The sequence below is a fragment of the Bacillus sp. MZGC1 genome (assembly GCF_002998605.1).
Taxonomy (GTDB): domain Bacteria; phylum Bacillota; class Bacilli; order Bacillales; family Bacillaceae; genus Bacillus.
Genome location: NZ_PVRE01000013.1, coordinates 1 through 6385 on the forward strand (window position 1 = coordinate 1; position 6385 = coordinate 6385).

A 6385-nucleotide genomic window follows, 5' to 3' on the forward strand; every position below is an offset into this window, starting at 1 on the left:
CAAAAAAAAATAGTGGAAATTCATCTACTAATGCAAAAAAAAGGTCCTAAAGAAATACTTAGGACCTTTTTTGCTTTAGTAGATTCGAATAAAAGAAATAGGAAATCTAGAAGTTAAATAGAGCCAAGACATTTGATTTGTATCCATCCCAAGGTAAGTACAAGACCGTGGATACCACCTTTTGCTCCTGCTTTAATCAGATATTTAGCTGCTTTCATTTTCTGTCCTGAAGCTAATGCTTCTACTGCTGCTGTGAAAGCTGACACACCAAGTGCATCCTTCCACTGAGCTTTAATTTCTCTTGTTAAGCACTTGTCATATTTACTGGGTTCCATTTTTTTTGGTGCTTTTGCATACGTAGATACAGTATTAAAAGGTTCAACTGCAGCACATTCATATAAGTTTTTATTGGCATTATTGAAGTCGATATATTCTTGTGGTATATATCCAAACTTATTTTTTATTACTTCTAGATTAACCGTTGCATTACCGTAACTATCTATTTGAATAGCTTCGTTTTCAATAAAATCAATCATGTCTAAAAGTTCTTGTTCACTGATGTCTAACTTGTCCAATTCGTTAGGTGTAGCGGCATTAGCTGCGGGAATCAGATACACAGTCATTAATACAATAGATAGAAAAGCGCACATAATTTTACTTATTTGATATTTAATTCTAAAAACCTCCCTTTATTTTTTTGTATTGGGATTGCTTTGGCTTACTATAAACCACCGTTTCTATAGAAATCACTCCTTTTTTTGGGGATATTTTCATCCTAACATTTAATGATTTAGAGTTGGGAATTCATTGGAAAATTTCTTTTTTGGTTGCGGTGTCCGCAATCACTTTTTTTATTTTTTAGAGCTTCGTTTTGAGGAATATTTTTGTGGTAGAATCCGTTCACTGTGGAGGTGAATGTGATGACGATTGTAATTAATGTGATGGATTTAGGAGCATTCATTTTTTGTACTTTGATGTTCATTGTATTGTGGTTTGAAGAATCAGAAGAAGCCGGCTATTAAGTCGGCTTCTTCTTTACACGCTTGACGGAAATCGAGAGATTTTAGCACGCACACAGGGGTGTGTATAAGTGCGCCATTTTCATGGATGTCCTATTTCCAAAATTGCCACCACTTTTTTTGTTGAGCAGCAGCAATCATTTTTTTTGTTTCAATGGATTCTTTCAAAGCGAGCATGAGATTTTCATCTCGCTTTTTTTGTTGTTCTTCAAATTGTTCGAGTCGTTTTAGGATGGCCCGATTGAATTCCTCTTGTCTTTGAATGAGATCGGCGACATTGATATCTTGTAGCGGTGTAGCGGTATCCGATATAGACAAGTTTGACCGATATAAGGTCGCTACAAGTTTGGCTACTTCTTCTAGTGATTTACCACTTAATTTAGAGTGTGTGTATATATACTCCATAGCGGATAAATCGGACTCATTATACTGACGCCATCCCTTATTGTCTCTGGCGAAATTATAGCCGTTTTTCTCAAGCATGGCGGCGTATTTGCGTATCGTGACGCTGGAGACATTGAGCTTGTTTGCAATGTCTTGTGAAGAAAGGTAGGTTTCGGGTTTCATAGCGGGTTCACCTCTTTATGATTCATTCGCTACGGTATACGCTACGCCCTCTTAGATCAAAAGGCAAAATGTTTTTGTTTTGCGTAGCGGGTTGAAAGAGAAAAATTTTAATAAGTGTCGTTAGAGACATTCGGGAAAAGGTGAAAAGAGCATAAGGAAAAACTGCAACCATTTCATGCTTGAAATCACAGGGTGATTTGTTTCGTGGCGGTTGCAATTTTTGAAAAGAATGTGCCTAAAAATGAAAAACTGACACACCTTTTTTTAGGAGAAAAATGCGGTGATGTGTCAGAAACGGCAAATCTGCCACACCATAAAAAGGAAAAGTGAGAAGAGCATAAGGGGTTTTTGTCCCCACTTATGGTGTGGAACTAGGCAAAGCCTAGCAAAAAAATGACCCCAAAGAAGTGGTGGAAATCACTCCTGCAGCAGTGGCGATTTTTGAGGTAATCACTTCCCGATCACTACTGAAAAACGAGCCGGTCACTGGCGGATCAGTGATGGAAAATGATTGACCAGTTGTCAATCACTTGTCAAAGTGGCCCAGTTATACGCACCAAAAAATGTGCGTGTTTTTAGAAAAGCCAACGAGGGTTTTTTCACGAAAGTTTGGTAACGTTTTGTGTTTGAAAAGGAGCGCACTGCACACAAAGAAAGGTAACGTTTTGCAAAAAAACCAGTCGCAACAAGGGTTCAATAATGGGTGAATTAAGTTCGTGTTTGTTTTGTGTTGTTTCGGAAAAGTGTGCACTCAAAAGGAGCGTTACTGTTTAAAAAATGGAGTGAAAAACATACGGCATGAGTCAACGGTAAGCGGAACGAAAGTGAGCATTAAGGAGTTGACTCATTCACTACATCCAAAGCCTATTGATTCAAACAAACCCCGTTTGTTTGCGCCAGCCGAAGGGGCATCCCCCGAAGATCGGGGGTAGGGGGTTTGAATATTTGCGATCCAACGGGCTGACCGTTGGCGGGTTTGGGCAGAGCCCGAAAAGAGTCATTGGAGAACCAGTGCCCACTTATGCACCTAAAAGTTGCACGTGTGTTTTCTCTCCGTTCAAAGCAGAATGCCAGGGCATTGTACCGTTGGGAAATTGATGAAAAACTTTGGTGGAGATGGTAGAATAAGAGAGTGTTTTATTCAGATGATTGTTTGGCGAAGGTGCGAAGCGAGAAGGCGGCGACAGTCGCCTTAGTGGCAACGAAAAGCGGAGCACCGAGAGCCAAACGAGAACCCCCCCATGCTAACAGGGGGGTAGTAATGTATTAGAAAACTGGTGGAAGCCAATCATACCAATGGATTGGGCTGCTTTCATTTTGAAACGTTTTTATTTGGATGATAAGATGCATGATTAAATATATATAAATACCGAGGCTGTAATTCTAAAATGCCGTTGAGAGCGTTCAGATTCGATTCTGAACGCTTTTATTTTTGTTCAGGTAATTGAAATAGGGGAATGAGTCAAAAACGCTTATAGGGGCTTTAAATGCGTTTTTTTGTTTTGTCTGCTGAATTCATTTTAAAAAACGTTTGCGAGATACCGAAAATTTTCAAAAATGGAAACGCAAGCAAGTTATAGCCGTATTTCATGTGCTAGGATTTAACATAAAAAAGCGATGTATCGGGGGATTGATGGTATGGGAACTATTGCAGCGCCTGTGGTTGGTCAGAAGATTAATGAGTGGTATCGGCATATCAAAAGGTTGAATGTGACAGATGCAGAGATTCTCCGTAACGAAGTTAAGAATGAACTAGATTTGATGGAGGAAGACGAACAGGTTGTTCTTTATTTTCAGCTAATGGAATTTCGCCATGAACAGATGCTTGAATACGTAAATCCATCAAAAAATACTGTCAACAAAGCTGATTATTTGAGAGCTGTCGAAGGTGAAGGAAAAAGGCTTACTGGTATTATGGAGTACTACTTCAATTTTTTCAGAGGGATGTATGAGTTTTCTAAAGGGGAGTACATAAAAGCTATTACATTTTATCGCTATGCTGAAAGAAAACTTGATAAAGTAGCTGATGAATTGGAGCGTGCGGAGTTCTTTTTCAAAATGGCAGAAATCTTTTATCACATGAAGCAAACACATCTATCTATGTATTATGTTGAACAGGCGTATCATGCTTATAAGGCAAACAGTATATATCAAGTTAGGTTAATCCAGTGTAGATTCGTGATTGCGGGAAATTATGACGATCTGGTCAGTTATGAGAAGGCACTTCCCCATTTGAAACTAGCTTTACAGGAATCTATTGCACTTGGCCATGATTACATTACGACTAAGGGTTTGTTGAATTTAGGAAACTGTTTTAATAAACAAGATGATGTTGCGAAAGCAACAGTATATTACCAACGTGCATTAGAGTTAGGCGAGAAGATCGGTGCTAAAGAGGTAGTACAAGCTTGTTATGATTTGGCCATCATTTTCTTTAAGCAGGGACGAAAAGAAGAAGCTCTTGATTATTGTGAGAAAGGAAAAAGTTATGCTGAAAATTATGATGATTACATGTTTGTCGATCTTTTTAATGTGCTTCATGAGTTATATGTGACGGTTTCGCCTAGTGTTGAAGTCAATCAAAAATTTGATCAACTTTTATATAGTCGTGGTTATCCTTATTTAGAAGACCTAGCTTTAGAGGCTGGAAGATTTTATAATGACATAGAACGACTGGATGATTCTGTATTTTTTTACAGGAAGATGATCCAAGTTCAGAAACTGATTCAAAGGGGCGATTTTGAATATGAAGTTTAAAAAAATTATGGCTGCCGTTTTGATTTTAGCTGTGGCTGTTGCGCCAGTTTATGGTTTAGCGACGCAAGATAACAGCGTTTCTGTTGCTTCAAGGAATGCAACATGATGTATCGTATTCGATTTGGAACATGAAAATCGACAGACCTTTAGGGTCTGTTTTTTTGTTGTGCAGCATGGTCAAAAAATCAAAAAAAAATCTCCCCCTGCGGGGAAATTTGGTTTAGTCTTTGGTCTTTTAGGTTTTTGGATTTTGATCTTTTAAAAAGATGGCGGTTTCGCCAGCTTTTTGGGCGATTTTGACGGAGTCAGAATCGTGTCTTTTCTTATCTTGATACTATTAGAAACAACTCAATTTTAAAAAAGTGCTATAAATACAGTTGTGTCAAGGGTTAAAAGCGATTTTGACAGCACAAAACTCCATCTGCTATTATTGAGTTACCACACAACAATAATAGAATGCTAGAGAACTAGCGCAGAAGGAGTTTTTTGCTTTGTTTTATTCAGATGAATCAAATTATAGCATCCTTGACGACAAAACCGCAACAGGTAAAAAGCGGGATTGGCGAGGAAAAAAGGTGAGATCGTCGCTTGTGGCGGCTCATTATGACGGACTTGAAAAGCGTACCGGTGCACCTTATTACGGGAAAAAAGCTGAAAAAGTATGTAATTGTGCGGAATGTCTTGTGTTTAGAAGAGATGTTGAAACAGGCAGGCTACGATTATCAAATGCTTATTTCTGTAAAGTGAGGTTATGTTCTATGTGTGCGTGGCGAAGGTCGTTAAAAATTGCAAATCATAATAAATTGATCGTTGAAGAAGCTAATCGGGAATATAAGCCCGCATGGATATTTCTCACGTTGACAGTTAGAAACGTTGATGGGGACGATCTGAAACAGACTATTACGGATATGATGAAAGCTTGGAATCGATTGTTTGGATATAAAGTTGTGAAAACTTCAGTTCTTGGATATTTTAGGGCCTTAGAGATTACGAAAAATCATGAACAAAATACATATCACCCTCATTTTCATGTGCTAATTCCAGTGAAAAGAAGCTATTTCACTGGTAAACGTTATATCAAGCAAGCAGAGTGGACAAGCCTTTGGAAGCGTGCAATGAAGTTGGATTATACACCTATTGTGCACGTGCAGCGGGTCAAAGGAAAAAAGAGTATTGATGCGGAAGCGATTGAAAAAGAAGTGCGCGAAGCAATGGAAGAGCAGAAAGCCATTCTAGAGATTTCTAAGTATCCAGTGAAAGACACTGATGTGATACGTGGGAATGAAGTGACCGAGGAAAATCTTGATACGGTTTATTATTTGGATGATGCGTTAAATGCCAGGCGATTGATCGGCTACGGCGGGATCTTGAAAGAGATTCATAAGGAACTGAATTTGACGGATGCTGAAGACGGGGATCTTGTCAGAATTGAAGATGATGATGAGGTTGCGAATGAGACATTTGAAGTCATGGCCCGTTGGCATGTTGGCATAAAAAATTATATAATTTCCTGATTAATCGAAATAATATGAGGTATAGTTTAATGTTTAAGGGAAGTATTAAAGGTGTATTGATTGTTTTATGTTCGTTGATTATTTTGGTTTTAAGTGTATTTGCATATAAGGCTTCGATTTAGCAATTTGGTTAGAATGAAAGGTTGCCTCAAGAAGAAGTGAGGAGGGAATCTTAATTCTTGAACTTCATTTTCTGATATGTTTATTAAAAGAGGTGAGATTATGTCTAAAACAAGTGAGAGATGGTCATTGAAAAACTTGTTAATCTATATTGTTTTGTTTGTAGTAATTTACTTGACTGTTATTTTAGTGAAGTTTTTAACTGGCACTGACATAAATTGGTTGAGTACATTTTTATTTATGTTTGTGATTTCAGCTATATATCTGATACTTCGAAATACCAAAAAAAAATAGTGGAAATTCATCTACTAATGCAAAAAAAAGGTCCTAAAGAAATACTTAGGACCTTTTTTGCTTTAGTAGATTCGAATAAAAGAAATAGGAAATCTAGAAGTTAAATAGAGCCAA

The 6385-nt window shown here is 37.7% G+C and carries 4 protein-coding genes; 2 read left to right on the forward strand and 2 right to left on the reverse strand.

The features are described from left to right. Positions 1-113: 113 nt before the first annotated feature. Together C6Y06_RS19890 and C6Y06_RS19895 are read right to left on the reverse strand one after the other, a co-directional pair. The gene (locus C6Y06_RS19890) at positions 114-536 is read right to left on the reverse strand and encodes a hypothetical protein (protein WP_141107227.1); all 423 of its coding nucleotides are present in this window, start codon (positions 534-536) and stop codon (positions 114-116) included. Positions 537-1112: 576 nt separating this feature from the next. Further along, a complete protein-coding gene (locus C6Y06_RS19895) occupies positions 1113-1586 on the reverse strand; it encodes a DUF3967 domain-containing protein (RefSeq protein ID WP_106036330.1) in 474 nt (157 codons plus the stop codon). 1638 nt (positions 1587-3224) lie between these two features. Between C6Y06_RS19895 and C6Y06_RS19900 the strand changes: the two genes are divergently transcribed. Then, entirely contained in the window at positions 3225-4343 is a 1119-nt protein-coding gene (locus C6Y06_RS19900; protein WP_106036331.1) for a response regulator aspartate phosphatase, read from the forward strand. A gap of 491 nt (positions 4344-4834) precedes the next feature. After that, positions 4835-5857, forward strand: a complete 1023-nt coding sequence (locus tag C6Y06_RS19905; protein ID WP_106036332.1) for a protein rep — start codon at positions 4835-4837, stop codon at positions 5855-5857. The last annotated feature ends 528 nt before the right edge of the window (positions 5858-6385 follow it).